Genomic DNA, 25,750 nt, shown 5'->3' with positions numbered 1-25,750 from the left:
TCCGGAGATGAGGAGGCCTTGGCCGATGGCATTAACATAACGAGCAACAAGGCGGTGAGTGTGGAGTGGTTATCTTTATATAGCCTGTTTTTGGCCAAGGCGGCGACGCTGGTCGTGGTCGCTGCGGCGGTTGTATTACTGGTGGTTGGACTGCGCCAGCGTCAGGGTAACGGCGGCGGAGAGCTGCTGCTGACGGACTTGGGCGAACAGTACCGAACCATGCAGCGCAGCATGCGCAGCGCTCGCCTGCAGGGGGCTGCGCTGAAGCAGTGGCGCCGTCTACAGAAGAAGGTGGCCAAGGCAGAGGAGAAACAGCGTAAGTCAGAGGCGCGCGGCGGCCTGCTGGCGGCAGAGAAGCCCTGCGTCTATGTGCTCGACTTTGCCGGCAGCATGGATGCTCGCGAGGTGGGTTCGCTGCGCGAGGAGATCAGCGCGGTGCTGGCGGTGGCCGGTCCGCAGGATAGCGTACTGCTGCGTCTGGAAAGTCCGGGAGGCGTAGTGCACGGCTACGGCCTGGCTGCCTCGCAGTTAAAGCGTCTGCGTCAGGCCGGGGTGCGCCTGACGGTGGCGGTCGATAAGGTAGCGGCCAGCGGCGGCTATATGATGGCCTGCGTCGCCGATCGTATTGTGGCGGCGCCGTTCGCTATTATCGGCTCCATTGGGGTTGTGGCCCAAATCCCCAACTTTAATCGCTGGCTGAAGAAAAACGATGTCGACGTGGAGCTGCATACCGCCGGCGAGTTTAAGCGTACGCTGACGCTGTTTGGCGAGAATACCGATGCCGGTCGGGAAAAGTTCTGTCAGGAGCTGGATGAAACCCACCTGCTGTTCAAGCAGTTTGTGCAGCGTCAGCGCCCGTCGCTGGACGTGGATAGCGTGGCGACCGGCGAGCACTGGTACGGCGAGCAGGCGCTGGAGAAGGGGCTGGTGGATGCGCTGAGCACCAGTGACGATCTGCTGATCGCGGAGATGGAGCAGGCCGACGTGATCGGCGTGCGCTACGTGCGCCGTAAGGGGCTCATGGCCCGAATGGGCATGGCGGCGGCGCAGGGGGCCGATACGCTGCTGCTGCGCTGGTGGCAACGCAGCCAGCGCCCGCTGCCCTAAGGAAAACGCGAAGGACGCGTGTCGTCGCGTCCTTCGCAGTATCCGGCGCATGCAGGGTGGCCAGCGTCAGTCGACCAGGTGGTATTTCTCTGACAGCCTGTGGGCCAGATGCTTAAACATGTTGAAGGCCGCGGTGCTCTTCGGCGTCGGCAGGCCGTCTTCATCCAGAAAAAACTCGCCGCGGAAAACCAGCACGTTGCCTTTCTGTTCGACGTCGGTTGCGACCATACCTTTCATATAATCTTCATGATCGCGGATGATCTGGTTGGCTTCGGCCAGCAGCTGTTCACGTGTGATGGGGGTGGTTTCACTGAACATTTTCTCTCTCCAACTGTTACTTTTCCACTATTTTACCCTGTCTTCCCCCCAGGGCAAAGAGGGGGACACGCGAGGTGAAAATTGGTAAAAATGTGCGGCGCGTGCTAATTAAGTTGCGTGGCGCTGGCGATCGGGTAGAGTGAGGCACTTCTTGATCCGTACGGAATCTATTGTTTACACTCTGCGCGCGTCGGCTAATCTGCCGCGGAGCGTGTGGGCGAAATATTGCGATAGATCAGTAAATTGTGGAGCACTTGCGCAACGATAGCGCGTTTGGACACAATTGCCTTGACCTCTACGGCGCCTGTCGCAATATACAAAAGAGTTCTATACAGTGCCGGCTTAATGGCGAATTAAAGGCTTCTGGCAACAGAAGGATGCATTCAGGTAAAGAGAATTATGGGTAAAGCTCTCGTTATAGTTGAGTCCCCGGCAAAGGCCAAAACCATAAATAAGTATCTCGGCAATGACTACGTGGTGAAGTCCAGCGTCGGTCATATCCGCGATCTGCCGACCAGTGGCTCAGCCAGTAAGAAGGGCGCGGCCTCGACCGACGATAAAGCGAAGACGAAGGCCAAAAAGAATGAGCGCGATGCGTTGGTCAATCGTATGGGGGTCGACCCCTATCACGGCTGGCAGGCGCATTACGAAGTTCTGCCGGGCAAAGAGAAGGTGGTGTCTGAGCTAAAGTCCCTGGCCGAGAAAGCCGATCACATTTATCTGGCAACCGACCTTGACCGCGAAGGAGAGGCCATCGCATGGCATCTGCGCGAGGTGATCGGCGGTGATGACAGCCGCTACAGTCGCGTGGTGTTTAACGAAATTACCAAAAACGCCATTCAGCAGGCATTCAGTCAGCCCGGTGAACTGAATATCGATCGGGTCAACGCCCAGCAGGCGCGCCGTTTCATGGATCGCGTGGTGGGCTATATGGTGTCGCCGCTGCTGTGGAAAAAGGTCGCTCGCGGCCTCTCGGCCGGCCGAGTCCAGTCCGTCGCCGTACGGTTGATCGTTGAGCGGGAGCGTGAAATCAAGGCCTTCGTGCCGGAAGAGTATTGGGAGCTGCGGGCCGATCTCGCCGTTGGCGCAGAGGTCAGCTTCCAGGCTCAGGTGACCCACTGCAACGATAAACCGTTTAAGCCGGTCAACGCCGCCCAGAGTCAGGCGGCCGTTGCCGCGCTGGAGCACGCCCGCTTCGCGGTGCGCGAGCGCGAGGACAAGCCGACCAGCAGCAAGCCGTCGGCACCCTTTATCACCTCGACCCTGCAGCAGGCGGCCAGTACCCGCCTTGGCTTTGGGGTGAAGAAAACCATGATGATGGCCCAGCGTCTGTATGAGGCAGGGTACATTACCTATATGCGTACCGACTCGACCAACCTGAGCCAGGACGCCCTGAATATGGTGCGGGGCTATATCGGCGATAATTTTGGCGCGGAGTACCTGCCGGCGGAGGCCAACGTCTACGCCAGCAAGGATAATTCCCAAGAGGCTCACGAGGCGATTCGCCCATCGGACGTCAGCGTGCTGGCCGACGATCTCAAGGGGATGGAGGCCGATGCGCTGAAGCTGTATCAGCTGATCTGGCGCCAGTTCGTCGCCTGCCAGATGACGGCGGCCAAGTATGATGCCACGACCATTACTGTACAGGCCGCGGATTATACCCTGAAGGCGCGCGGGCGTACTCTGCGCTTTGATGGCTGGACCCGGGTGCTGCCACAGCTGCGTAAGGGCGATGAGGATCGCGCCCTGCCGGCGGTGGAGAGCGGGCGGGCGCTGGATTTGCTGCAGCTGCAGCCCAGCCAGCACTTTACCAAGCCTCCGGCCCGATTCAGCGAAGCCTCGCTGGTGCGAGAGCTGGAGAAGCGCGGCATCGGCCGCCCGTCGACCTATGCGGCGATTATCTCGACGATCCAGGATCGCGGCTATGTGCGCACCGATAACCGTCGCTTCTACGCGGAAAAGATGGGGGAGATCGTGACTGATCGCCTGGAAGAGAACTTCCGCGAGCTGATGAGCTATGACTTTACCGCGCACATGGAAGATGGCCTGGATCGCGTCGCCAGCGCTCAGGCAGACTGGAAAGTGATGCTTGACGGCTTTTTCAGCGACTTCAGCCAACAGCTGGAGGTGGCGGAGAAGCCGCCGGAAGAGGGGGGATGCGTCCCAACCCGATGGTGCTGACCAGCATCGCCTGTCCGACCTGTGAGCGACAGATGGGGATCCGCACCGCCAGCACCGGGGTATTCCTGGGGTGCTCTGGTTATGCGCTACCGCCCAAAGAGCGCTGTAAAACCACCATCAATCTGGTGCCAGAAGCCGAGGTGCTTAACGTGTTGGAGGGCGATGATGCGGAAACCAACGCTCTGCGCGCGAAGCGACGCTGCCCGAAATGCGGTACGGCGATGGACAGCTACCTGATCGATAACCACCGTAAGCTGCATGTGTGCGGCAATAACCCCGCCTGCGATGGCTATGAGGTGGAAGAGGGCGAGTTTCGTATCAAGGGGTATGACGGCCCGATCGTGGAGTGCGATAAGTGCGGCGCCGAAATGCATCTGAAGATGGGGCGCTTTGGTAAGTATATGGGATGCACCAACGAAGCCTGTAAAAACACCCGTAAGATCCTGCGTAACGGTGAGGTCGCGCCGCCGAAGGAGGATCCTGTGCCGCTGCCGGAGCTGGCGTGTGAGAAGTCAGATGCCTATTTCGTGCTGCGTGACGGCGCCGCGGGGGTGTTTCTGGCCGCCAATACCTTCCCTAAATCACGAGAAACCCGTGCCCCGCTGGTGGAGGAGCTGTATCGCTTCCGCGATCGTCTGCCGGAAAAACTGCGCTATCTGGCGGAGGCTCCGCAGCAGGATGCCCAGGGCAATGCTACGCTGGTGCGCTTTAGCCGGAAAACCAAGCAGCAGTACGTTTCCAGCGAGAAGGACGGTAAGGCGACGGGCTGGACCGCGTTCTTTATCGATGGAAAGTGGGTCGTATCAGAGAAAAAGTAATCCCGTAGGGAGATGCTTCTATGCCGGCCTTTGGGCCGGCATTTTTATGGGGCTCATCGGGCCGAGCAATAACAAGTGCTATTGCTTTGTTATCTGTTTATACGTTCAGTAACATAATGATATAGTGGTTATATTAAATCCGTTTTCCGGTTTTTAATGTTATTTGCATGCCATGCGTCGCAATAACCAATAACAACTTAGGATGGCACAGGCTATGAAACTGCAGCAGCTTCGTTATATTGTTGAAGTTGTTAACCACAACCTTAACGTCTCCTCTACCGCCGAGGGGCTTTACACTTCACAGCCCGGTATCAGCAAGCAGGTGCGTATGCTGGAGGATGAGCTGGGGGTTCAGATCTTTTCGCGCAGCGGCAAGCACCTGACTCAGGTGACGCCGGCGGGACAGGAGATCATTCGGATTGCTCGCGAGGTGCTGTCCAAAGTCGATGCCATCAAGGCTGTAGCCGGCGAGCATACCTATCCCGATCAGGGATCGCTGTATGTCGCGACAACCCACACGCAGGCCCGCTATGCCCTTCCTGCGGTGATCCAGGATTTTATCAAGCGCTATCCGCGGGTATCGCTGCATATGCATCAGGGGTCGCCGAGTCAAATTGCCGAGGCCGTTTGTAAGGGGAACGCCGATTTCGCCATCGCGACGGAGGCGCTGCACCTGTATGCCGATCTGGTGATGTTGCCCTGCTATCACTGGAACCGGGCGCTGGTGGTTACGCCGGACCATCCGCTGGCCGGACGCGATCAGGTCAGCATTGAAGAGCTGGCGGAGTACCCCTTGGTGACCTACACCTTTGGCTTCACCGGGCGCTCCGCGTTGGACAGCGCCTTCAATCAGGCGGGGCTGACGCCGCGTATCGTCTTTACTGCAACGGATGCGGATGTGATTAAGACCTATGTGCGGCTGGGGCTGGGGGTAGGAGTGATCGCCGGAATGGCCCTGGACCCGCAGATTGATGGTGATCTGGTCGCGCTGGACGCCAGCCACCTGTTTGGCTACAGCACCACGAAGATAGGTTTTCGCCGCAGTACGTTTCTGCGCAGCTATATGTACGATTTTATTGCTCGCTTTGCTCCTCATCTTACGCGGGAGGTGGTCGATGCCGCGCTGGCGCTGCGCAGTAATGAGGAAATAGAGGCGATGTTTCAGGATATCGCGCTACCGGTAAAATAATCGGCGCATTCGACGTCCGTTGCCGTCTTTGCTGCGGACGTCGCGCAGTGCAACGACGTCGGGTATTTTTTTATTCCGTTGCCTTTCCTCTGTGGCCCTGTCTGCTCACGCTGCAGGCTTATTGGTATGCGATAGGTGATATAAGCTGCACTGGTATCAGATAGGTCATATAAACAGCGGCGCGCAGAGACATTCTCCCCTTTGACGTTCGCTACATCGCCGGCGCAGGCTGGCGACAAATTACCCTTTTTTCAGAATAATTATATAAATAATTATCCTGTAAGAATATATCGATTTTAATCAACACCTTATCAATAAGTACTGTGAGTGATATCACGACATGGCATGGGGCTATGGGGCTGAGCGATCTATTTGGCACTTTTTTTGAAAAGCGCTAAAAAAACAATTTGTAGTATGAATAATATGGCGCGATTGGCCTAAAGTCAGGATGCTATCGGCTCAAAATGTATAATACATCGCATTTTAAACTTATTATTTCGCTTTTTTCGCGGATAAGAGGATGACGAATGCGTCAGAATAGCGTAAAAAGGAGGACATGAGAGTCAAGGAAAACCAAAGGGTGAGTGCTGGAAAAATGAACGCCGCTGCGGCAGCAGAAAACGCTACGCATGGCAACTTATTTCAGCATAAACATGACCAGTTTTCCGCCGACCGTTTTATTTCTGTGCGACATGTCGTTCACTGAATAAAAATGGCTTGCCATTGAATTGAGAGTATGTGATAACGCATTGGAGTAAAACGAGGTACAGTTCTGTCTATGTGTGGCATTTTCAGTAAAGAAGTTCCGAGTAAAAACGTTTGCGTTGCTTACTACTTCTCTGCCGAACCTTATCTTAGTGCCTCAAGCAGTAACGACTCTAGTTTGTCTGTGTAACGCCCTCGGGCGGTTTAATCAATAGTAAGGAAATACGTAAGATGGCTAAGATCAAAGGTCAAGTGAAGTGGTTCAACGAAGCGAAGGGTTTCGGTTTCATCACCCCGGCTGACGGCAGCAAGGACGTGTTCGTTCACTTCTCTGCAATCCAGGGCAACGGTTTCAAAACTCTGGCTGAAGGTCAGCACGTAGAGTTCGAAATCCAGGATGGCCAAAAAGGCCCGTCTGCTGTTAACGTAACTGCTATCTAAGTTAGCTGCGTTAGTGGTTAAAAACCCGCCGCCGGCGGGTTTTTTTTATGCCCGTTGCCAGCCTGGGCACCGATGCTCCGCGCGCTTGCCTTGCGCCTGGCACCGTCGCCCCTGATAATACCCGTCCTGTGTTGCGTCCGTCCCCATCGCCGGCGGCGCGATTCCTCCACGATAAGAGTAAACGCCATGCCGTACCAATGTCCCCTGTGCCACTCACCGCTGTGCCACGATGCGCACCAGTGGTGCTGCGTTAACAACCATCGCTTTGACTGCGCTAAAGAGGGATATGTCAATCTGATGCCGGTGCAGTTTAAACACTCGCGTCAGCCAGGCGACAGCAGTGAGATGATGCAGGCCCGCAGGGCCTTTTTGCAGGCGGACCATTACCTGCCGCTGCGCGACGCCGTACAGGGCCTGCTAGCGCGTTATTTACCCGGTGACGGCTGTAACGTCCTGGACATCGGCTGTGGCGAGGGGTATTACACCGCCCACTGGGTCGGTGTGCGGGGGGCGCAGGTCTATGGACTGGATATCGCCAAGGTGGCCATTCGCTATGCGGCGCGGCGCTATCCGCAGGTTCACTTCTGCGTGGCGTCCAGTCTGCGCCTGCCGTTCGCCGATGCCAGCATCGGCGGTGTGGTACGCATCTACGCGCCGTGCAATGCTCAGGAGCTGGCGCGAGTGGTGGTGACGGGCGGCTGTCTGGTGACCGTGACGCCGGCGGAACGCCATCTGTATCAGATGAAAGCGTTGGTCTACCCCGAGGTGCATCTGCATGCGCAGAAGGCGGAGACGCTGCCGGGCTTTACCCTGGTCGATTGCCAGCGCCTGGGCTATGCCATGACACTGAACGGGAGCGAGGCGGCCGCGTTGCTGCAGATGACGCCCTTTGCCTGGCGGGCGCCGCAGGGGGTTGCAGAGGCGCTGCAGGCGCGCGCGGCGTTTGAGTGTGAGACTGACTTCCTGATCCGGGTTTACCGCCGCGACTGAGGCGGCGGCGGAGAGGGGGACGGCTTCCCTACGCGGGCTTCTGCTGGTGCTCCAGCATAAACTTAAAGATCTCGTCCAGCGAGTCTAGGTTGGCCACCTGGATCAGCAGACGCCGCTTTTCCAGGTCGATGACCAGAAAGCCATCTTCGGACAGGTTCATACCACGGATGCGGGCGTAGTCGATAAACACGTTGCCATAGTAGAACCCCTGCTGTTTAAACAGCAGCTTGGGCCAGCGCAGGTAAAAAGTGTAGATGGCGACCACCATGAGGGTCGCCAATAGCCAGGTGGTAAAGGGGGCGCCCTGATCGCTGATGTTGCGGTAGGCCAGGATCGCCAGCAGCCCGATAAAGATCAGGCTATCGGCCTTATTGCGCCGCTTCAGGTTCACCCGCAGCAGGGTCGCGCTGCGTTGGCGCGGCATAATGGCTTCGTCATAGATAGCGTACAGCAGAAACAGCACGATAAAGACCAACAGGGCGATATCGGTTAAAGACATGAACAACTCCGCAGGCTGGGGGTAAAACGGCACCGGACGGCTTGGGCCGTCCGGTGCTGGGGAGATTACTGACCGAGCAGGCCGATCCAGTAACCGAAGATACCGATAAAGAAGAAGCCCACGATGATCCACAGGGCGTTCACCTTGCGGCGCAGCAGCCACATACAGCCAAAGGTCAGCAGCAGCGGCACCAGGCCCGGCATCAGCTGGTCCAGAATATTCTGGACCGTGGTGACGGTGGTGTGACCCTCTTGGTTGGTCACCTTGGAGACCACCAGCGGAATGTTGACGTGGGTCCACTTGTTGACCAAGGCCCCCATGACAAACAGGCCGAGGATAGACGCCCCTTCCGTCAGTTTCTGCAGGAAGCCGCCGCCCATATCGGAAACGATATCGACCCCTTTCTTATAGCCGTAGGCGACGCCGTAGTAACGAACCAGCAGACGCACCAGGTTAAACAGCACGAAGAACAGGATCGGGCCCAGCAGGCTACCGGTCATTGCGATACCGGCGCCGAGGGCGGCGAAGACCGGACGGACGGTACCCCAGAAGATCGGGTCACCGACGCCGGCCAGCGGCCCCATCAGACCGACCTTGATACCGTTGATCGCGGCATCGTCGATCGGTGCGCCGTTGGCGCGCTCTTCTTCCATCGCCATGGTGACGCCGAGGACCGGCGCCGCGACGAACGGCTGGGTGTTAAAGAACTCCAGATGGCGACGGATCGCCTGGCGGCGCTCTTCGCTGTTCTCCGGGTACAGGCGACGGATCACTGGCACCATGGAGAAACAGAAACCCAGCGCCTGCATACGTTCGAAGTTCCATGAGCCCTGGAAAAGGTTAGAGCGCAGGAATACACCGCGAATATCGCCGGCGGTCAGCCTCTTCTCACCCTGAGTCGGGGTTACAGATGAAGTCGTATCAACCATTTTTCTCACCTTCTCTCTTAGTCCAGTTCGTTGTCGAGATCGTTATTGCCGTTGGCAGCGGACTGTACCACCTGCGCCTTGTTGTATTTCGGGCTGAGCTGGATATACAGGATGGCCATGACCAGACCCAACACACCCAGTGCAACCAGGTTGAAGTTGGTGAACGCGGCGGTGACAAAGCCCAGGTAGAAGAACGGCATCAGGTAGCCGGCACGCATCATGTTGATGACCATGGCGTAACCGACGACGACGATCATACCGCCGGCGATACCCAAACCAGTGGTGACGACCTCAGGAATGGCGCTCAGCATGGAGTGAACGGCATCGGTACCGACGGAGACGGCAACGATAACGGCCGGGATGGCGATGCGCATTGCCTGCAGCAGCAGGGCGGAGCAGTGCAGGTAAGAGATGGCGCGCAGATCCCCACGCTCAGCGGCGCCGTCAGCCGCGTGCTGGAAGCCTACGGTGATGGTACGTACGATGATGGTCAACACCTGACCGGCGGCGGCCAGCGGGATCGCCAGCGCGATACCGGCGCCGATGCTCTGTCCACCGGCGATGACCAGGATGGTCGAGATGATGGAGGCCAGGGCGGCATCGGGTGCGACGGCAGCGCCGATGTTCATCCAGCCCAGGGCGATCATCTCCAGGGTACCCCCGATGATGATGCCGGTCTTCATATCGCCGAGTACGATACCGATCAGGGTACAGGCGACCAGCGGACGGTGGAACTGAAACTCATCGAGGATAGAACCCATCCCCGCAATACATGCCACGATAAATATCAGCACAATCTGAAGAGTGGTAATCTCCATTGTACTTCTCCTTTGACCAAAGAGCTGAGTTAGTTAAATCAATGCCTTACGGCATATCAGTTCATTTTACTGATAAGGTCCATCATCTTCAGACGCGGATCGTTGGATACCTTGCGAACCTCCAGCTCAATGCCGCGGGCATCCAGCTTTTTGAAGGCCTCGATATCCGTTTCATCGACGGAGACGGCATTATTGACCTGGGTTTTCCCCTGGCGGAATGCCATACCACCGATGTTCACCGTGGTGATCTTGACGCCGTTCTCCACCAGACGCTCGACATCGGCCGGGTTGGTAAACAGCAGCATCACGCGATCGTTGGCGTATTTCGGGTTATTGTAGACGCGGATCATCTTGGCTACATCGACGACGTGGGCGGTCACGCCCGGCGGCGCCACCTGCTTAAGCAGGGTAGAGCGAACGTGGTCGTTGGCGACCTCATCACTGACGACGATGATGCGGGAGACGCCGGTTTCCTTGGTCCAGCGGGTGGCAACCTGGCCGTGGATCAGACGATCGTCAATACGCGCCAGGCCGATCTTCATGTGATCCTCCGGGTTCAGCGGCGCAGCAGGTTTCGCCTGTACCGGCGCAGCTGCTTTCGGTGCGCTGGCAGCAGGGGCCTCCTCTTTGGCACGCAGCGCGCGCACGCCTTCACGCCCGGTTTCCAGGGCCAAGGCGACCAGATCATCAAACGTAGGGTTATCGTCGCGGGCCATGAAGGTTTCGACCAGCATCGGTACGTTGACGCCGGTGATCACGTCATAGTGCTCTTTGTCCAATACGATCCGGCTGGCCGCGTTGAACGGGCTGCCGCCCCAGGTGTCCACCAGGAAGAGTACCCCTTCGCCGGTATCCATTTGCGCCAGTTTCTGACTGTATTTTTCGATCAGGGTCTCGGCATTCTCACCGGGCACGAAGTCGATAAAGCCAACGTTACTTTGTTCGCCCAACAACATCTCGGCGGTTTTTAGCAACTGCTCCGCCGCGGCCCCGTGAGTACCGATCATAATAGCAATACTCACTCGCTACCTCCTCTGCTTTCCTTGATACTTTCACGCCGTAAAATAAACACGGCGTACCGTATGCAATTAAAGATACGAACTGTTTAACGAAACATCCATGTCGAGTCACTGCTCGCTGAAATTTCTTTGATCTTACGGACGTAAGATTCAGCCATTCCAAATCAATCACTTAGTTTTATGAATCGATTCAGGTATCGCCTTCAATCGGTTTCAGCAGGATTTATTTTAGTCAGTAAAAAAAATTTTTATGTGACGCCCATCGTTAATTGGTACATGACGTGAACAAATGTAGCCGTGATGGCGCTTTTTTGTACATTTGATTTTACGATTTTGCCGCGGGATGAAAGAGGAATGTTGCCGGGCTTCCCCTTGGTTATTCTGTGGATTTCTTGCTACAGTAGGCGGCCTGATTAATATGAGGAGTATTGGGTTCAACCCGACCTATGGATCGTCACCGACGCCGTTTTACCATCCCGCTTTCTTTCCATTCCTTTTTTCGCGCTGGGCGTCGCCCATGTTCTGCCACTCCTGCAGGGGGCGCGCGGCGCGTGCCTTGGCCTGCTTTACGCCTGTGCTGCAGCCTGTTGTCATCCGGCCCGATCGCCGGTGCGCTGACGGGGGCAGGATAACCCATGATGGAACTGTTACTGGATCCCTCTATCTGGGCCGGCCTGCTGACGCTGGTGGTGCTGGAAATTGTCCTGGGCATCGATAACCTGGTGTTTGTCGCCATTCTGGCCGATAAGGTGCCACCGCAGCAGCGTGACCAGGCCCGGCTGATTGGGCTCGGCTTGGCGCTGATCATGCGCTTGGCGCTGCTATCGCTGATCTCATGGATGGTGACGCTGACCCGCCCGCTGTTCAGTATCGCCATGTTTACCTTCTCCGGGCGCGATATGATCCTGCTGCTGGGGGCTTGTTCCTGCTGTTTAAGGCCACCATGGAGCTGCATGAACGCCTAGAAGGGCGGGTGCACGAGGTCAGCCATAAAGGCTATGCCAGCTTTTGGTCGGTGGTGGCGCAGATCGTCATTCTCGACGCCGTGTTTTCACTGGATGCGGTGATCACGGCGGTCGGGATGGTCGAGCACCTGGCGGTGATGATGCTGGCGGTGGTGATCGCGATGGCGATCATGCTGCTGGCCTCGAAGAGGCTGACGCGTTTCGTTAACGCTCATCCCACCGTGGTGGTGCTGTGCCTGAGCTTTCTGCTGATGATCGGGCTGGGGCTGATGGCCGAAGGCTTTGGTCTGCATATTCCCAAAGGATACCTGTATGCGGCGATTGGCTTCTCGATCCTGATCGAAATGTTCAACCAGATAGCCCGGCGGAATTATCTGCGCCATGAGCAGCGCAGGCCGATGCGCCAGCGCACCGCCGAGGCCATTATGCGCCTGATGGGCGACGGTCGCGGGGAAGGCGCGGCGGCGCAGGCGGATGTGGCGCTGGTGCCGGGCGCAGCGGGCGCCTTTGCCGCCGAGGAGCGCTATATGATTAGCGGGGTGCTCACCCTGGCCTCGCGCTCGCTGCGTACGATCATGACGCCGCGTAATGAAATCTCGTGGATCGACTGCCGCCAGCCGGCGGATGAGATCCGTCGCCAGCTGATGGAGACGCCGCACAGCCTGTTCCCGGTGTGCGAGGGATCGTTGGATCACCTGCTGGGCGTGGTGCGGGCGAAAGATCTGCTGATGGCGCTGAAGCAGAATACGCCGCTGGCCGAGTTTGCGGCCCAGCATACGCCGATCGTTGTACTCGAGAGCCTGGACGTGATCAACGTGCTGGATGTGCTGCGTCAGGCGAGGGGGCGGCTGGTGATGGTCAGCGATGAATTTGGCGTCGTTCAAGGGCTGGTGACGCCGCTGGATGTGCTGGAGGCCATCGCCGGTGAGTTCCCGGATGAGGACGAGACGCCGGATATCGTGAGCAATGAGCCGGGGTGGTTGGTCAAAGGCAGCACCGATCTGCACACCCTAGAGCAGACGCTGGACGTTCACGGGCTGGTGCTGGGCAGCGGTACGCAATATGCCTCGCTGGCCGGGCTGCTGCTGGCGCATTTTGACCGGATGCCGGCGGTGGGGGCGGCGCTGACGCTGAACGGCCTGCGCTTTACCGTCGTCGAGGTCGAAGAGTACCGCATCGAACGGGTTCAGGTAGAGCGCGTCGGCTGCGCGCCGGATCCGTCCGTCTAAGTTTGTGCCGGGGCGCGGGCGTACTCTCCCGCGCCGTGCGCCGCCTGCGTCGAATCGTCGCACCGCCTCTGGTAGTGGGCATGCCAGTCTGGGAAATCCCGCAGCGGCATCGGCCGGGCGAAGAGATATCCCTGCATGGCGTAAACCTGTCGCTGGCGCAGATAGTCGGCCTGCTGTGGCTGTTCGACGCCCTCCATGACCAGGCGTAGCCGTAGCTGGTGCGCCAGATCGATCATCAGATCTAAGACCCTGGCATTAATCGCGTCGCTGCCGATGGTCGCGCAAAAGGCGCGATCGATTTTCAGCATTTCAGGCTGCAGATCCTGCAGGTAGCTCAGCGAACTGTGACCGGTGCCAAAGTCATCCAGCGCCAGGGACAGCCCCATTTCACGCAGGATATGCAGCTGTGGGTAGTCCTGGCTGGACAGGCGGGTGCGCTCCGTCAGCTCTAGCATCAGGCGCTGTCGGGGCCGGTGGCGCAGCCACAGATTCTGGATATCCAGGGCCAGTTTGCCGTGGGCGAAATGCTCTGCCGCAACGTTAATACTGAAGTAAAAATCGCGATCGTTTGGAAAATGGTGGCGCTGCGCCGCCAGCATTTCCAGCAGGTAGCGAGTTAGCGGAACGATAAGCCCATTCTGCTCGGCCAGGGGAATGAAGATCTCCGGCGAGGTCCAGCCATGGCGCGGATTATACCAGCGCAGCAGGATCTCCACTCCCTCGCAGCGGCCGCTTTCCGTGTGGATGATGGGCTGACAGTACAGTTGAAACTGACGGCGTCGGATCGCCTGGGCGATCGGATAAGCCAGGCTCATACGATTGGCCGATGCCAGATAGGTGAGGATCGATGCCAGCAGGAACAGCAGCAGCGCCAATGGGATATGGCGCGGCAGGCGCTGCAGCGCCAGATCGCGCGCGGCGGGGGAGAACAGCGAGATCGAGAACGGGTAGCGACTAGAGTGCAGCTCCAGGCGCGGCGGCGTCTCGGCATCCGCGGCGTCGGTCGGCGTCCGTATCCGCGTATCGTTGAAGCGCAGCGTGTGGCCGGCCACATTCAGGGCCATATAGTCGACATAGGGCGGACGCGGCGCCAGGATAAAGGCGGAGAGGGTGGCAATATTAAAAATATACACCATGCCGCTGGTAGGACTGGCCAGATCCGGTCGCCAGAACAGCAGGATAGGGCTGCCGCGGTTAAGCAAGCGCGCCGCCCGCAGAACCAGCGTATCTTTGGCCGATAGCATCTCGGGGTAAATGGCCCGCAGCGACTTGATCGGCTGATTGATCAGATTGGAGCAGGTCACTATGCCATCCTTCACCAGCAACACGGCGCGGATCGTTTCCAGGTGTATCGCCATGCTGGTCAGGTGCGGACTGATTTCTTCGCAGCGCTGATTTACCCAGTCGATATTATTTTTACTGACGGCTTCGGCGCGGGATAGGATCCTTTCCAACTGCGTAATGGCAATCGCGGCGGCGTTGCGTTGCATCTGCTGCACCGTTGCCAGCTCCTGCTGATAGCGGCTGGCGAGGGAAACGATACAGACGAGTGCGCCGATGGTGATAGCCAGTAGGGCACGATACAAACGATAGCGTTTCATCGTGATAGGTGAAAAAAGCATCATGGCGCCCTTAAGCTGTGCAGTATCCGCGAGTGATCGACTATTGCTAACGGGCGGCGGCACGCTGCGGCTTGGCGTGGCACGGGCCAACGGCAGACGGGCGGCGCTCCGCACCAGCAGCGCGATAAGCTGGCCCGCCATAACGGCCCGATATTATCGCGTATCCAAATAATTCATAAGATAATAACTCAGTCGACTAAGCCATGTTGTCCGACCATCCTCATGGTATCTATATTTACCGTCAGCCAGCAATAATGGCGCTGTCCAATGGCGTATAATTAGGATAAAGCCCAATTTTTACATTTTGAGTGGACTGTAGATCGCGCCGTTGTCGGGAGGATGGGCGTTGTTTTTACGCACTTGCGCCGTTGCCCCGTACGCAAAGGCGTTATTTTGGCGTTTCAGAATAACCGGAATGTCTATCTGCGCTGGGATTTTTCTGCGCGCCGCCCGCGGGGCGGTTGCCTAAGGTGAAACGATAGGATACTTTGATATAATAATCTGGATAAACAAATAGATATAAATCAGGTCCACACAGGCGCAGCTCAGCATGGCTGCGGCGGACCGCATACCGAGTGGATAAGGAGTGGTGATATGAATAATGCAGTAAAGGCGGCGATCCTGGCGCTGTCGGTGGCGGGTTTGGCCGCCTGTAGTACGCCGCCGCAGACCTCGTTGGGCGGCGGTTTTGATGGCCCGCATCAGCAGAATGTCATGACGGTCAGTCAGGTGCAGAAGTCGACGGTGATCGATGAGGGGCAGATGGTGCAGCTGCGTGGGAACATTGTTCAGGCGCTGGGAGGCGAGGACTACCGCTTCCGCGATGACAGCGGCGCCATGACGCTGATCGTTCCCGCCAGCGCCTGGGCTGGCCGGGTGGTGACGCCGCAGCAGCGGGTCAGCGTGCAGGGGCGCATCGTCAAAGAGTTTAATGGGGTGAAGCTGTATACCGTCGCGATTCGTCTCGACTGAGGCGCAGTCCATGGCCGGGCGCGTCCCGGTCATGGGCTCTCTCTCGCGTGGGCGTGGCTGCGCGACGTCACGGACGTTGGCGATCGGGGCTGATGACGCTAGGGAATATAAGGCGAAAGAGAAATGGTGCGTCCGAGTAGACTCGAACTACCGACCCCCACCATGTCAAGGTGGTGCTCTAACCAACTGAGCTACGGACGCACTGAGCGCATACTGTGAAATGGTGCGTCCGAGTAGACTCGAACTACCGACCCCCACCATGTCAAGGTGGTGCTCTAACCAACTGAGCTACGGACGCATCCGGTGTCGTCGTGGCTGACGACGGGGACGAATATTAGCGGCACATGGCCGGGCTGGCAAGGGGGGATTATCACTTTTTTCCCAGAAATTCACACGATTGCTGACAGAGTGCGCAGCGCGGTGAAAAAAGCGGCGCCGTCGCGCCGCTCCTGCGGGTATTTTTCGCGCTCAGCGTGCGGCGCGCTGTAGGATCCAGCTTTCCGGCTGGCGCTGTAGCCAGCGGATGCGCAGCGCCATCATGATGGCCGAGGAGGTCAGCCCGATGATAAACCCGATCCAAAAGCCGCTCGGCCCCATGGCCGGGGTAACCCGATTGGTCAGCGCCAGCAGATATCCGATCGGCAGCCCCAGCAGCCAGTAGGCGATAAAGGTAATGAAGAAGATGGAGCGGGTATCCTTGTAGCCGCGCAGCACGCCGCTGCCGATCACCTGTACGGAGTCGGAGATTTGATACAGCGCAGCCAACAGCATCAGGTGGGTCGCCATGGCGAGCACCTGGATATCGTCGTTATACAGCAGGGCGATGGGCTTGCGCAGGACGATAGTAAAAATGGCGGTGCAGGCGGCCATCGCCATTCCCACCGCGATCGCGGTGCGCGCCGAGACGCGGGCGTCCTCCGTCGAGCCTTGCCCCAGGCGATAGCCGACGCGGATGGTGGCCGCGACGCCCAGCGACATGGGCAGCACAAACATCAGCGAGCTGAAGTTCAGCGCGATCTGGTGCCCGGCGACCGCCACGATCCCCAGCGGAGAGACCAGCAGGGCGACCACGGCGAACAGGGTGACCTCGAAAAACAGCGCCAGGGCGATAGGCATCCCGATGGCGATCAGGCGGCGGAGCGTGGCCCAGTCGGCCGCCTCAAACGCGCGTGATCGACGGACATCCTTCAGCGACGGCGCACGGGCGACGTAGCTGCGCATCAGCAGGTACATGATCCAGTAGACGCTGGCGGTAGCGACGCCGCAGCCGACGCCGCCCAGCGCCGGAGCACCGAATTTACCGTAGATAAAAATGTAGTTGACCGGAATGTTGATCAGGAGACCGACGAAGCCGATGACCATCCCCGGCTTGGTCTTGTTCAGCCCTTCGCACAGCCCGCGCAGCACCTGAAAACAGAGATACCCTGGCGCCCCCCACATAATCGCGTGCAGATAGCCGATAGCCTTGTCGGCCAGCAGCGGATCGATATTGTCCATCATGTTGATGATGTGTCCGGCATTATACAGGACGGCGATGATCAGTACGGAAAGCCCGGCCACCAGCCAGAAGCCCTGGTTGACTTGGTGGGGGATGCTGGGCCGTTTGCCTGCGCCGTTGAGCTGGGCAATGACCGGCGTCAGGGCCAGCAGCAGGCCGTGGCCAAACAGGATGGTCGGCAGCCAGATAGAGGTGCCGACGGCCACCGCGGCCATATCGGTAGCGCTGACGCTCCCGGCCATGATGGTATCGACAAAGCCCATTGCCGTTTGGGCAATCTGGGCAATGATAACGGGAATAGCCAACGCCAATAAACTACGCGCTTCGCGCCAATACTTCTGCACGGATACACCTTTATGGTTTTTGTGACACAAAATAGGGATGCGCCTATCCCCACGGCACACCATGGTGGGTCGCTTGCAATAAGGGGGACGAACGGGTGATTCTACCGACTTGTTGGCGATATGGAAATATGCACAGGTAGAATGTTGAGTCGGGTGCGTATATAAGGGTGTTTTATAGCGTAATACTTTGGTTTGCGAGTGATTTAGGGCAAACTCACAGACAGTGATCCTAACGGAATATCTCATAGAGGAAGGCATTATGTTTACCGGTATTGTTCAGGGCACCGCGCCGGTGGTGGCGATCGATGAAAAACCCAATTTCCGTACCCACGTAGTACAGCTGCCGCCGGAGATGCTGCCGGGATTGGCGCTGGGCGCCTCGGTGGCCCATAACGGCGTGTGCCTGACCGTCACCGGGATTGAAGGCGATCGGGTCAGCTTCGATCTGATGAAAGAGACGCTGCGGGTGACGAATCTGGGAAGCCTGCGGGTGGGCGATCGGGTCAACCTGGAGCGGGCGGCTAAGTTTAATGATGAGATCGGCGGCCATTTGATGTCCGGTCATGTTATGGGCATGGCGGAGATCGTCAAAATCCTCAGCTCAGAGCACAACCGCCAGATTTGGTTTCGCATCAGCGATAGCGAGATGATGAAATATGTGCTGCATAAAGGGTTTATCGGCATCGACGGCATCAGTCTGACCCTCGGTGAGGTGAGCAAGAACCGTTTCTGTGTACATCTGATCCCGGAGACCCTGCTGCGTACCACGTTGGGTGATAAGCGCCTGGGCGATCGGGTGAACATTGAGATCGATCCGCAGACGCAGGCGGTCGTCGATACCGTTGAGCGGGTGCTGGCCAGCCGCGCCGCCGTTGACGGCGCCCAGCCGGCCTGAGCTTCGCGGGCTAGCGCTCTGCGTGGGTGAGTCCGCGGGTGCGCATCATGCTGACCGCCGCGGCCAGCGCAGCGCAGACGGCGCCCAGCAGCAGGGCGCCGTGGGTTCCCCCGTCATCCCCCAGCCAGTTAAACATCAGCGCGACCAGCGCGGCGCCCAGGGTCTGGCCAAACAGGCGGGCGGTGCCCAACATGCCGCTGGCGCCCCCGCTGCGCTGACGCGGCGCCGAGGCGATCATGGTGTGGTTGTTCGGCGATTGAAACAGGCCGAAGCCGGCGCCGCACAGCGCCATACGCCAGATAATGGCCGCGCTGTCTGGCTGGGCCGGCAGCAGCGCCAGCGCCAGCAGGCCCACGCCGGTGAGCGCCATTCCCACGCAGCCCAGCAGACCGGCATTGAACCGCTCAACCAGGCGCCCCGAGAGGGGGGCCATCACCATGGTGGCCAGCGGCCAGGGCGTCAGCAGCAGGCCGGTCATCACCTCGCCATAGCCCAGCGTACGCTGTAGAAAGAACGGCAGTGAGACCAGCGCCAGCATTTGCGCACAGAAGGAGCAGATGGAGGTGGTGATGGAGAGGGTAAAAATGGGAATGCGCATCAGATCGATCGGCAGTAGCGGCTGCGGCTGCCGACGTTCGCGCCGAATCAGCAGCGTCGCGCTGCATAGTAGGGCGACCAGCTCCAGCCACAGCAGCGCGGGCGACTGATGCTGCGCCAGTCCACTGATCAGGGAGAGCAGCAGACCGAAGGTCAGGGCGTTGAGCAGGGCACTCTGGCGATCGAAGGGAGGGCGAGCCGCGGCAGGCGGATTGCGTGGCAGCGTGCGCCGGCCAATCAGCCAGGCGGCCAGGCCGAAGGGGATATTGATGGCGAACAGCCACGGCCAGTCGCCCAGGGCCAGCACGGCGGCGGCGATCGTCGGGCCGGCGGCGGAGGAGACGGCAACCACCAGCGCGTTTAATCCCATACCGCGCCCCAGCTGATGCTGAGGGTAGATCAGGCGTATCAGCGCGCTATTGACGCTCATCAGCGCGGCGGCGGCAAACCCCTGCAGTACGCGAGAAAGGGTCAGGGTCAGCAGGGAGTCGGAGAGGGCGCAGGCCAGCGAGGTCAGGCTGAACAGCAGGCAGCCGCTGAGAAAGATGCGTCGATAGCCAATGCGTTCGCCCAGGGCCGCCAGCGAAAGGAGTGACACCGTCACCGCCAGTTGATAGGCGTTGACGATCCAGATGGCATCCGCCGCGCTGGCGTGCAAATCGCGGGCGATGCTCGGCAGCGCGACGTTAGCGATAGCGCCATCCAGCACGGCAATAGCGATACCCAGCGCGATGGCCAGCATGGCGCCATAGCGCTGGCGCGGCGGCAGCCCATCGCTGAGGCTTGGAGTCATAGCGGGCGTGTCCGTGGATATAGTTGGTTGTTATGATGGATCTCACTGTGCGCGTAAAAGCGCGCGCTGGCAATCTTTGCATCGCCTTGATTGTCACGCGGTTGCAGCAACGTATCCGGCTGTTATTCAGGGAGTGTTCCTACTATACTGAAACAGAGGTTCGTTTTTTTTGATAAGGGTAACCCGACTCCATGACAACAGAAATAGATAAACAGCCCGACGCCGTTTCCTCTGTCCTTAAAGTTTTTGGCATTCTGCAGGCGCTGAGCGAGGAGCGCGAAATCGGTATCACCGAGCTCTCCCAGCGCGTGCTGATGTCCAAGAGCACCGTCTACCGTTTTCTGCAGACCATGAAGTCGCTGGGCTATGTGGCGCAGGACAGCGGGACAGAAAAGTATACCCTGACGCTGAAGCTGTTCGAGCTGGGGGCCCACGCGCTGCAGAACGTGGATCTGATCCGCCTGGCGGACATTGAAATGCGTGAGCTGTCGCGTCTGACGAAAGAGACTATCCACCTGGGAGCGCTGGACGAAGACGGCATCGTGTATATCCACAAGATTGACTCGATGTACAACCTGCGCATGTATTCCCGCATCGGGCGCCGCAATCCGCTGCACAGCACCGCCATAGGTAAGGTACTGCTGGCCTGGCGCGATCGCGCCGAGGTCGGAGCGCTGGTCAGTCAGATTGAATTTACCCGCAGCACCCCGCGTACCATCGCCGACGCCGCGCAGCTGATGCAAGCGCTGGAGCAGGTGCGCGCCCAGGGCTATGGCGAAGACAACGAAGAGCAGGAGGAGGGGCTACGCTGCATCGCCGTGCCGGTATTCGATCGCTTTGGCGTGGTCGTGGCGGGGCTAAGCATTTCGTTCCCAACGCTGCGCTTTTCAGAGGCGGCGAAGCAGGAGTACGTGGCGATGCTGCACAGGGCGGCGCGGCGGATCTCTGAGCAGATGGGCTGTCACGACTATCCGTTCTGAGCGGGCCGCCATCCGGCGGCCCGCGCGTCAGCGGAGAGTGGAAAGCGCGGGGGCCTATGGCCCCCGCTGTCGTACGAGCGGTCGCAGGACGGGGATCAGTGGCGGGAGAGGTCGGCCTCTTCCGGTGCGTCAAAGATCTGGCGATCGGTCTGGCGCAACAGCTGGCTGGTAACGGCGCCGGCCGTCATGGCGCCGTTGACGTTGAGGGCGGTTCGGCCCATATCGATCAGCGGCTCAACGGAGATCAGCAGCGCAACCAGCGTGACCGGCAGCCCCATCGCCGGCAGGACGATCAGGGCGGCGAAGGTAGCACCACCGCCCACGCCGGCAACCCCGGCAGAGCTGATGGTGACTACCCCGACCAGCGTGGCTATCCAGAGCGGGTCAAACGGGTTGATCCCGACGGTGGGGGCGACCATCACCGCCAGCATGGCGGGGTAGAGCCCGGCGCAGCCGTTCTGGCCAATGGTGGCGCCAAACGAGGCGGAGAAGCTGGCGATGGCATCGGGAATGCCGATGCGGCGCGTCTGCGCCTCAACGTTGAGCGGAATGCTGGCGGCGCTGGATCGGCTGGTAAAGGCAAAGGTCAGTACCGGCCACACCTTGCGGAAAAAACGCAGCGGGTTGATGCCGACCAGCGAGAGGATCAGCGCGTGGACCATGAACATGATCGCCAGACCCAGGTAGGAGGCGACGACAAAGCCACCCAGCTTAATGATGTCCTGCAGGTTAGAACTGGCGACGACCTTGGTCATCAGCGCAAGTACCCCGTAAGGCGTCAGCTTCATCACCTGACGCACCAGCTTCATCACCAGCGCCTGCAGGGTATCGATGCCCTGTACGACCCGCGACCCCCGCTCGGCATCGTCTTTGAGCAGCTGCAGCGCGGCAGTACCGAGAATGGCGGCAAAGATCACCACGCTGATGATCGAGGTGGGGTTGGCGCCGGTCAGCTCCGCAAAAGGGTTTTTAGGTATGAAAGAGAGGACCAGCTGCGGCACCGTCAGATCGGCGACCTTACCGGCATAGCTGCCCTGCAGCAGCTGCAGCCGGGCACTCTCCTGGCCCCCCTGAATCAGTCCGTTGGCGGTCAGGCCGAACAGATCGGTTACGCCAACGCCAACCAGTGCGGCGATCAGGGTGGTCAACAGCAGGGTACCGATGGCCAGCAGGCTGATCTTGCCCAGCGAGGCGGCATTGTGCAGCTTTACCACGGCGCTGAGGATCGAGATGAACACCAGCGGCATCACGATCATTTGCAGCAGCTGAACATAGCCGTTACCGACGATGTTGAACCAGGCGATCGAGTGTTTCAGCACCGGGCTGTCGGCGCCATAGATCAGCTGTAGCGCCAGTCCGAACAGTACCCCGATTACCAACCCCACCAAGACCTTTTTCGACAGACTCCAGCGGGTGTGGCGTGAGCGGGCCAGCAGCAGCAGCAGGGCGACAAACGCGACGACGTTGCCGGTAAGCGATAGATTCATCCCAAAATCCTCTTCAGTCTCGGGCCATCTTCCCGGCTGCGCCATGGGGCGTCAGCAGTAAAGGCGTGACCCGTTATTGTCATTATTAAGGGCGACAACTTGTGATGCCGCCGTTATGCACGACAGAATATCAGTACTCTGACGTCCTGCTTTAGAATTGAATGGAATTAAATATAACAATATTTTCGGAATTTTCTGCAGCGTGCCGTGCGCAGTGTGACTGTCCGCATGCTGTGGCTGCGTCGGGAGAGGCCGACATTACCAGTAGGCGGAGTGATGGCGTAACCATTCCATCAGCGGCATCAGGCTGCCCTGCCAGTAGAGAGAGAATCCCACCAGCGCCAGACACAGCACCCGCTCGAGCTGATTGCCCTGGCGGGTGACCAGCAGCGGCAGGCGAAAGCGCCAGCGGATCGGCCACAGCAGCGGCACGCCGGCCGGGGTGAGCATGTCGGCCAGCAGGTGGCTGAGATAGCCGATGATCATGGCCTGCAGGGCGTCGGCCGGGATCCCCCAGGCGTCGCTGGGCCACTCATTGTTGAGCAGGTAAAGCGCGCCGGCGACGGCCAGCAGGCTGTGGGTGAATCCCCGGTGTCCGAACGCCCGGGCTATCGGCGCGGAAATCCAGCGCAGACGTTGGCCGAGCAGTGAGCGGGGATGGTCGATGTCCGGCAGCAGGCTGGTCAGCAGGGCGCCTGGGATCATATGCCACCAGTCGCCGTGCGCCAGTACCGGCGTCAGCTCGGCCTTTTTCGCCATGATAATGCAGGCGACAGAAAAGAGAAGGTGGCCTTCCGCCGTCATGATAGTGCCTAATCTGAATACTGTGGATTTATCCAGATTATATCAGTCAGACAATTCTGCAATAGGTGACAGCGTCACCCTTGCGCGTTTGCTGTATAAACATACAGAAACGGGGCCTTTCTGTGCGGTTCGGTACGGCCCCGTGCCGCGCCGGGGGTCAGGGCTGCAGATCGCGCTCCTTCAGCTGGGTCAGCGAGGCTAGCTTCACGTCGGCGAGCGCCCAGCGCGGATCGTCAAAGCAGGCGGCGGCGGGGACGACGATGGAGCGCATACGCGCCGCCTTGGTGGCGATCATGCCATTAAAGGAGTCCTCCAGCGTCACACAGTCCAGCGGATCGCTACCCAGCGCCTGCGCCGCGCGCAGATAGACCTCGGGATGCGGCTTACTGTACGGCAGGTGTTCGGCAGAGGTCAGATGGTCGAAGTACGCCTCCAACTGAAACATGGAGAGCACCTCCCGCAGCATCGCGAGGGGGGAGGCCGAGGCTAACCCGATGCGCAGGTCGTGGGCGCGGCACAGCTGCAGCGCGCTGACGACGCCCGGCAGCAGCGGACGGGTCTCCCGCACCAGCTCCAGCACTCGATCGAGAATGCGCTGGCAGACCACCTGCTGGCTGGGTCCCTGCCAAGGCTGGCGCTGATACCATATCCGCACGACCTGGTCGATGCGCAGCCCCAGGGTTTCCGGCACATCGTCGTGTACGTTCAGCCCTAGCTGACTGAACACCTCCAGCTCACCGCGCAGCCACAGCGGTTCTGAATCGATCAATAGTCCATCCATGTCGAAAATGGCGCTGGTAATACGTCCGGTACTCATGAGGGCTCCTTGCGGTGACAGACAGAAAGTCAGGACGGTTACTGTATCATTCACTATTCTTTTGTTTAAGCAGATGATGTGGCGGGAATGGTAATGTCCATATCGCGCAGGGGATGGATTGCGTCGCCGAACGCGGGCACGTAGACTGCGCACGGTTATTGAGAATTTGCAGAGCGTTAAGGGGAGTTTATGACCTATCAACAGGCCGGCTGGGTGGCGGTCGCCAAGCGTCTTTTGGGCTGGATAGTGTTCATTCCCGCGTTGCTGTCGACGCTGATTTCGCTGCTGGGCTTTCTGTACCAGCACAGTGAAAAGCAGCAGGACATCAATGCGGTAATGTTGGATTTTATGCATGTCATGATCGACATGGTGCGTTTTAATACGACGTTTTTGGATTTTTTCTGGCAGCACTCGCCGTTGCCGCGCTGGGACGCGGGGCTGAGCGGCGCCAATCTGCTGTTTCTCGTGATTTACTGGATGATTTTTGTCGGCATGGCGCTGTGCACCTCCGGCGCACGCATGAGCCGCCAGGTTCGCCATATCCGCGAGGGGCTGGAGGATCACCTGATCCTCGAGCGGGCCAAAGGGGAGACCGGACAAACCCGCACCCAGTTGGAGCAGCGCATTGTGATCCCGCGCCATACCATTCTGCTGCAGATCTTCCCGCTCTATCTGCTACCGCTGATTATTCTGGCGTTAGGCTACCTGGCGCTGCATCTGCTGGGGATGGCGTAGCCCGATCGCGCTCGGCGTCGATCGGGCGCGCCGGTCAAGGCGATGCCGGTGCTTCTTGCACCAGAGCCTCGAGCGCTTTTTCGGCCTGGGCCAGGTGCGATCCGCCGTACAGATTGCACTGATTCAGCCGGTGGTAAAGCTGATAGACAGGCTGGCGGGCGATAAAGTCGGCGGGCAGCGGCCAGACGCTCTGATAGCCATCGTAAATCTGCGGCGGCAGCTGTGGAAAGTGCGGCAGCATCGCCAGATCGCATTCGCGGTCGCCCCAATAGCAGGCGGGGTCAAACAGCACGGGACCCTGCGCGCTGAGTCCCATGTTGTCCGGCCACAGATCGCCGTGCAGCAGCGACGGCTGCGGCTGATGATCCTGCAGACGACGGCGCACGCGTTCGACGATCTCATCGATATCGCCAAAGGTGATCCCTTTCTCGGCCGCCAGCTGCAGCTGCCAGCCGATGCGCTGTTCGGCAAAGAAAGTGGCCCAGCGCCGCTGCCAGGCGTTGGGCTGGGGCGATGTCGCCAGCAGGTTATCCGTATCCAGGCCAAACTGCGGCTGCTCGCTCCAGCGGTGCAGACGCGCTAGCTGTTGTCCCAGCAGGTAGGCATGGTGGGCATCGAGGGGGCGTACCGGCAGGTACTCCAGCAGCAAAAAGCTTGCGTCGCGCGTGCTGCCTACGCCGTAGACCTCCGGCGTTCGCACCGTGCCGCTGCGCGCCAGCAGCGCCAGTTGGTCGGCCTCGGCCTGAAAGCTGTGTAGGAGGTCGGGCGTATCGCATTTGACGAACACGTTGCGCTCTCCGTCGCCGATCCGCCAGGCCCGGTGCACGGCCCCGCCGGGGAGCTCCTGGCGCTCACGCAGTGTGAAGGTTTCGTTGAAATGGCTGGTTAACAGACGGCTTACGGCTTGCCACATGGTTTACCCCCTCGACGTGAGCGGAGAGACGATTGACCGCGCCAGCGAGCGACGCGGCGCCAGGATAACCGGACGGAGTAGTGCG

Annotated in this window: 21 protein-coding genes, 2 tRNA genes and 2 pseudogenes; 11 read left to right on the top strand and 14 right to left on the bottom strand. The window is 59.3% G+C overall.

Annotation, left to right across the window (positions count from 1 at the left end):
• The first annotated feature begins 60 nt into the window (after nt 1–60).
• A complete protein-coding gene (gene sohB / locus QY76_RS12185; RefSeq protein ID WP_034165164.1) occupies nt 61–1,107 on the top strand; it encodes a protease SohB in 1,047 nt (348 codons plus the stop codon).
• A gap of 66 nt (nt 1,108–1,173) precedes the next feature.
• Here the strand turns inward: sohB and QY76_RS12180 are convergent, their stop codons facing one another.
• Nucleotides 1,174–1,425, bottom strand: a complete 252-nt coding sequence (locus QY76_RS12180; RefSeq protein ID WP_034165151.1) for a YciN family protein — start codon at nt 1,423–1,425, stop codon at nt 1,174–1,176.
• A 399-nt stretch (nt 1,426–1,824) separates the two neighbouring features.
• On the opposite strand from QY76_RS12180, the pseudogene topA reads away from it, so the two are divergent.
• The 5 genes and pseudogenes from topA (at nt 1,825) to rlmA (ending at nt 7,749) form a co-directional block, all read left to right on the top strand.
• Nucleotides 1,825–4,424: pseudogene (topA, locus tag QY76_RS12175) on the top strand (type I DNA topoisomerase).
• Between the two features lie 214 nt (nt 4,425–4,638).
• Nucleotides 4,639–5,613, top strand: coding sequence for an HTH-type transcriptional regulator CysB (gene cysB, locus QY76_RS12170; protein WP_034165153.1), 975 nt, complete (start codon nt 4,639–4,641; stop codon nt 5,611–5,613).
• Nucleotides 5,614–6,391: 778 nt separating this feature from the next.
• A complete protein-coding gene (locus tag QY76_RS18055; RefSeq protein ID WP_071818514.1) occupies nt 6,392–6,508 on the top strand; it encodes a DUF2627 domain-containing protein in 117 nt (38 codons plus the stop codon).
• Between the two features lie 41 nt (nt 6,509–6,549).
• Nucleotides 6,550–6,759, top strand: a complete 210-nt coding sequence (gene cspE / locus QY76_RS12165) for a transcription antiterminator/RNA stability regulator CspE (protein ID WP_004094893.1) — start codon at nt 6,550–6,552, stop codon at nt 6,757–6,759.
• Between the two features lie 186 nt (nt 6,760–6,945).
• Complete coding sequence (gene rlmA, locus QY76_RS12160; RefSeq protein ID WP_045427532.1) at nt 6,946–7,749, top strand: 23S rRNA (guanine(745)-N(1))-methyltransferase; 804 nt, start codon at nt 6,946–6,948, stop codon at nt 7,747–7,749.
• A gap of 28 nt (nt 7,750–7,777) precedes the next feature.
• Here rlmA and QY76_RS12155 read toward each other — a convergent pair whose 3' ends face one another.
• The 4 genes from QY76_RS12155 to manX all read right to left on the bottom strand — a co-directional run bounded on the left by QY76_RS12155 (nt 7,778) and on the right by manX (nt 11,017).
• Complete coding sequence (locus QY76_RS12155) at nt 7,778–8,248, bottom strand: DUF986 family protein (RefSeq protein ID WP_034165155.1); 471 nt, start codon at nt 8,246–8,248, stop codon at nt 7,778–7,780.
• A gap of 65 nt (nt 8,249–8,313) precedes the next feature.
• Nucleotides 8,314–9,177 (bottom strand): PTS mannose transporter subunit IID, encoded by an 864-nt coding sequence (locus QY76_RS12150; RefSeq protein WP_034165156.1) that lies wholly within the window; start codon nt 9,175–9,177, stop codon nt 8,314–8,316.
• Nucleotides 9,178–9,194: 17 nt separating this feature from the next.
• Entirely contained in the window at nt 9,195–9,995 is an 801-nt protein-coding gene (locus tag QY76_RS12145; RefSeq protein WP_012848409.1) for a PTS mannose/fructose/sorbose transporter subunit IIC, read from the bottom strand.
• A 56-nt stretch (nt 9,996–10,051) separates the two neighbouring features.
• Entirely contained in the window at nt 10,052–11,017 is a 966-nt protein-coding gene (gene manX / locus QY76_RS12140; RefSeq protein WP_034165040.1) for a PTS mannose transporter subunit IIAB, read from the bottom strand.
• A gap of 635 nt (nt 11,018–11,652) precedes the next feature.
• Between manX and QY76_RS12135 the strand changes: the two are divergent.
• Nucleotides 11,653–13,208 (top strand): annotated as a pseudogene (locus QY76_RS12135) (transporter associated domain-containing protein).
• Here QY76_RS12135 and QY76_RS12130 read toward each other — a convergent pair.
• Complete coding sequence (locus QY76_RS12130; RefSeq protein WP_235439400.1) at nt 13,205–14,794, bottom strand: EAL domain-containing protein; 1,590 nt, start codon at nt 14,792–14,794, stop codon at nt 13,205–13,207. The pseudogene QY76_RS12135 and the gene QY76_RS12130 overlap by 4 nt on opposite strands.
• Nucleotides 14,795–15,424: 630 nt before the next feature.
• On the opposite strand from QY76_RS12130, the gene QY76_RS12125 reads away from it, so the two are divergent.
• The gene (locus QY76_RS12125) at nt 15,425–15,802 is read left to right on the top strand and encodes a YgiW/YdeI family stress tolerance OB fold protein (protein WP_034165041.1); all 378 of its coding nucleotides are present in this window, start codon (nt 15,425–15,427) and stop codon (nt 15,800–15,802) included.
• 124 nt (nt 15,803–15,926) lie between these two features.
• On the opposite strand, the gene QY76_RS12120 is transcribed toward QY76_RS12125, so the two are convergent.
• The 3 genes from QY76_RS12120 to QY76_RS12110 all read right to left on the bottom strand — a co-directional run bounded on the left by QY76_RS12120 (nt 15,927) and on the right by QY76_RS12110 (nt 17,644).
• Nucleotides 15,927–16,003, bottom strand: a tRNA-Val gene (locus QY76_RS12120).
• Between the two features lie 20 nt (nt 16,004–16,023).
• Nucleotides 16,024–16,100 (bottom strand) — tRNA-Val (locus tag QY76_RS12115).
• A gap of 170 nt (nt 16,101–16,270) precedes the next feature.
• Nucleotides 16,271–17,644 carry an MATE family efflux transporter gene (locus QY76_RS12110; RefSeq protein ID WP_045427535.1) on the bottom strand — a complete coding sequence of 458 codons (1,374 nt, stop codon included), beginning with the start codon at nt 17,642–17,644 and terminating at the stop codon, nt 16,271–16,273.
• Nucleotides 17,645–17,903: 259 nt separating this feature from the next.
• Here QY76_RS12110 and QY76_RS12105 point away from each other — a divergent pair, with 259 nt between their 5' ends.
• A complete protein-coding gene (locus tag QY76_RS12105) occupies nt 17,904–18,539 on the top strand; it encodes a riboflavin synthase (protein WP_034165043.1) in 636 nt (211 codons plus the stop codon).
• Between the two features lie 10 nt (nt 18,540–18,549).
• On the opposite strand, the gene QY76_RS12100 is transcribed toward QY76_RS12105, so the two are convergent.
• Nucleotides 18,550–19,929: an MFS transporter gene (locus QY76_RS12100; protein WP_034165044.1), complete on the bottom strand. Its 1,380-nt coding sequence runs from the start codon at nt 19,927–19,929 to the stop codon at nt 18,550–18,552.
• A gap of 191 nt (nt 19,930–20,120) precedes the next feature.
• Here QY76_RS12100 and kdgR point away from each other — a divergent pair, with 191 nt between their 5' ends.
• Nucleotides 20,121–20,909, top strand: a complete 789-nt coding sequence (kdgR, locus tag QY76_RS12095; protein WP_034165045.1) for a DNA-binding transcriptional regulator KdgR — start codon at nt 20,121–20,123, stop codon at nt 20,907–20,909.
• Between the two features lie 95 nt (nt 20,910–21,004).
• On the opposite strand, the gene QY76_RS12090 is transcribed toward kdgR, so the two are convergent.
• The 3 genes from QY76_RS12090 to hxpB form a co-directional block, all read right to left on the bottom strand.
• The gene (locus tag QY76_RS12090; protein ID WP_034165046.1) at nt 21,005–22,396 is read right to left on the bottom strand and encodes an L-cystine transporter; all 1,392 of its coding nucleotides are present in this window, start codon (nt 22,394–22,396) and stop codon (nt 21,005–21,007) included.
• A 258-nt stretch (nt 22,397–22,654) separates the two neighbouring features.
• Entirely contained in the window at nt 22,655–23,200 is a 546-nt protein-coding gene (locus QY76_RS12085) for a metal-dependent hydrolase (RefSeq protein WP_034165047.1), read from the bottom strand.
• Nucleotides 23,201–23,357: 157 nt separating this feature from the next.
• Entirely contained in the window at nt 23,358–24,017 is a 660-nt protein-coding gene (hxpB, locus tag QY76_RS12080; RefSeq protein ID WP_045427538.1) for a hexitol phosphatase HxpB, read from the bottom strand.
• Between the two features lie 189 nt (nt 24,018–24,206).
• Here hxpB and QY76_RS12075 point away from each other — a divergent pair, with 189 nt between their 5' ends.
• A complete protein-coding gene (locus QY76_RS12075) occupies nt 24,207–24,752 on the top strand; it encodes a YniB family protein (protein WP_045427541.1) in 546 nt (181 codons plus the stop codon).
• Nucleotides 24,753–24,786: 34 nt separating this feature from the next.
• Here QY76_RS12075 and QY76_RS12070 read toward each other — a convergent pair whose 3' ends face one another.
• Entirely contained in the window at nt 24,787–25,665 is an 879-nt protein-coding gene (locus QY76_RS12070) for a fructosamine kinase family protein (protein WP_034165050.1), read from the bottom strand.
• Nucleotides 25,666–25,750: the final 85 nt, after the last annotated feature.

Source organism: Edwardsiella sp. EA181011 (genome assembly GCF_000800725.1).
Lineage (GTDB): Bacteria > Pseudomonadota > Gammaproteobacteria > Enterobacterales > Enterobacteriaceae > Edwardsiella > Edwardsiella anguillarum.
The sequence above is the reverse complement of the archived record's forward strand: the minus strand, read 5'-3'. Positions and strand labels throughout refer to the sequence as shown.

Excerpts from the sequence above, each read along its gene's own strand:
- QY76_RS12180 (WP_034165151.1), bottom strand. The coding sequence starts at position 1,425 with ATGTTCAGTGAAACCACCCCCATCACACGTGAACAGCTGCTGGCCGAA.
- cysB (WP_034165153.1), top strand. The coding sequence starts at position 4,639 with ATGAAACTGCAGCAGCTTCGTTATATTGTTGAAGTTGTTAACCACAAC.
- QY76_RS18055 (WP_071818514.1), top strand. The coding sequence starts at position 6,392 with ATGTGTGGCATTTTCAGTAAAGAAGTTCCGAGTAAAAACGTTTGCGTT.
- cspE (WP_004094893.1), top strand. The coding sequence starts at position 6,550 with ATGGCTAAGATCAAAGGTCAAGTGAAGTGGTTCAACGAAGCGAAGGGT.
- rlmA (WP_045427532.1), top strand. The coding sequence starts at position 6,946 with ATGCCGTACCAATGTCCCCTGTGCCACTCACCGCTGTGCCACGATGCG.
- QY76_RS12155 (WP_034165155.1), bottom strand. The coding sequence starts at position 8,248 with ATGTCTTTAACCGATATCGCCCTGTTGGTCTTTATCGTGCTGTTTCTG.
- QY76_RS12150 (WP_034165156.1), bottom strand. The coding sequence starts at position 9,177 with ATGGTTGATACGACTTCATCTGTAACCCCGACTCAGGGTGAGAAGAGG.
- QY76_RS12145 (WP_012848409.1), bottom strand. The coding sequence starts at position 9,995 with ATGGAGATTACCACTCTTCAGATTGTGCTGATATTTATCGTGGCATGT.
- QY76_RS12125 (WP_034165041.1), top strand. The coding sequence starts at position 15,425 with ATGAATAATGCAGTAAAGGCGGCGATCCTGGCGCTGTCGGTGGCGGGT.
- QY76_RS12105 (WP_034165043.1), top strand. The coding sequence starts at position 17,904 with ATGTTTACCGGTATTGTTCAGGGCACCGCGCCGGTGGTGGCGATCGAT.
- QY76_RS12100 (WP_034165044.1), bottom strand. The coding sequence starts at position 19,929 with ATGACTCCAAGCCTCAGCGATGGGCTGCCGCCGCGCCAGCGCTATGGC.
- kdgR (WP_034165045.1), top strand. The coding sequence starts at position 20,121 with ATGACAACAGAAATAGATAAACAGCCCGACGCCGTTTCCTCTGTCCTT.
- QY76_RS12090 (WP_034165046.1), bottom strand. The coding sequence starts at position 22,396 with ATGAATCTATCGCTTACCGGCAACGTCGTCGCGTTTGTCGCCCTGCTG.
- QY76_RS12085 (WP_034165047.1), bottom strand. The coding sequence starts at position 23,200 with ATGACGGCGGAAGGCCACCTTCTCTTTTCTGTCGCCTGCATTATCATG.
- hxpB (WP_045427538.1), bottom strand. The coding sequence starts at position 24,017 with ATGAGTACCGGACGTATTACCAGCGCCATTTTCGACATGGATGGACTA.
- QY76_RS12075 (WP_045427541.1), top strand. The coding sequence starts at position 24,207 with ATGACCTATCAACAGGCCGGCTGGGTGGCGGTCGCCAAGCGTCTTTTG.
- QY76_RS12070 (WP_034165050.1), bottom strand. The coding sequence starts at position 25,665 with ATGTGGCAAGCCGTAAGCCGTCTGTTAACCAGCCATTTCAACGAAACC.